General features: G+C 50.7%; 3 protein-coding genes. All 3 read left to right on the forward strand.

Features of this window, described 5'->3' with window-relative positions:
* The coding region (locus PPL9_RS08100; RefSeq protein WP_208989240.1) for a hypothetical protein at positions 1 to 386 on the forward strand (386 nt) is incomplete at its 5' end.
* Between the two features lie 42 nt (positions 387 to 428).
* Positions 429 to 644, forward strand: coding sequence for a hypothetical protein (locus PPL9_RS08105; protein WP_057462230.1), 216 nt, complete (start codon positions 429 to 431; stop codon positions 642 to 644).
* 83 nt (positions 645 to 727) lie between these two features.
* Positions 728 to 1,254 (forward strand): glycoside hydrolase family 108 protein (locus PPL9_RS32780; protein WP_200962161.1); only part of this gene is annotated, 527 nt, incomplete at its 3' end.

The following is a 1,254-nucleotide window of genomic DNA, read 5'->3' on the forward strand; positions in this document are numbered from 1 at the left end:
TCTTGCCACAGGAACCATTGATTGATCGAAGGCGTGTGGCATTACAAGCTGAATTGCGAATTGAGAAAGGTTCGAAAATTAACGGTATTCAGTTTCGCTGTGATGATAAAAGCCTGAGACGTTTGAACGCGCTCCTGCGAGGATTTGAACGTGGAGCTGTGAAGCCTGAGGGCGTGACCTATGAAACCCAAGCCGGTGATTTAATAACCTTTAAAACCAAGGCGGAGGTGGAATTTATGTTGAATGCTGCAGAGGACTTTGAGTCTGCTATGCTAGAGAGATCTGCGCAGCTTCAGCAACTCGACCCTATCCCTGATCCGACACAGAGCGTGCATTGGGATCTGACCAAGACCCTTGATGAGATCCTGGCAGTTGACCAGGCTTAAACGGACCTAACCTCTAGCCGTGGAAATGACTGGAGGTTTATTATGGATTGGTTGTATTGGCTGCTCTGGATCGCTTTGGGACTTTATCTGATTATTGGTCTGATCGCTGGATGTTGGACTGCTCGCGTTGAAAAGCCGTTAGGCGCGCCTTTTCAGATTGTTGTCTTTGCCTGGCTCAAAGCAATCGGGCGTTTTCTGTTGTTTCTGTTTGGGTGGCCTTACATTCTCTGGGCAATCTCAAACTCTTCCCCTCAGTAGAATGCGGGAGAATTGGTGGGCTCAGTTGACAGGGCCTGAACAGCTTTAACCTCCAGTCATGCGAAATGGCTGGAGGTTTTTTTATGGCCCGAGCGAATTTTAAAAATTGTTATCCGAAACTGCGCCGTCATGAAGGCGGGTTTGTAGATCACCCGGACGATCCAGGTGGAGCAACCAACAAGGGCATCACTCAGCAAACCTACAATTGGTGGCTTGATCTGATGGACCTCAAGCGTCGGTCGGTGCGCCTCATCACTGATGACGAAGTGAAAGCGATCTACCGCGAGCAATACTGGAATAGATGCCGTGCTGATGATCTGCCTTACGGTATTGATTACGCGACCTTTGATGGAGCGGTGAACTCTGGTCCCAAGCGTGGTGTGAAGTGGCTGCAGAAAGCGATCGGGGCTGCTGTTGATGGCCGTGCCGGTGATGAAACAGTTGGTAAGGCTCGCCGCACTGTGGAGTGTACGGCTGTTATTCGCCGGATGTGTGCCTATCGTCTGGGGTTCCTGCAGCGTCTGCGAAACTTCAAGACATTTGGCCGGGGCTGGACGCGGCGTGTTGCAGAGGTCGAAGTTGATGCAACTCAGATGGTCCTAGATCATCT

Source organism: Pseudovibrio sp. POLY-S9 (assembly GCF_001431305.1).
Taxonomy (GTDB): Bacteria; Pseudomonadota; Alphaproteobacteria; order Rhizobiales; family Stappiaceae; genus Pseudovibrio.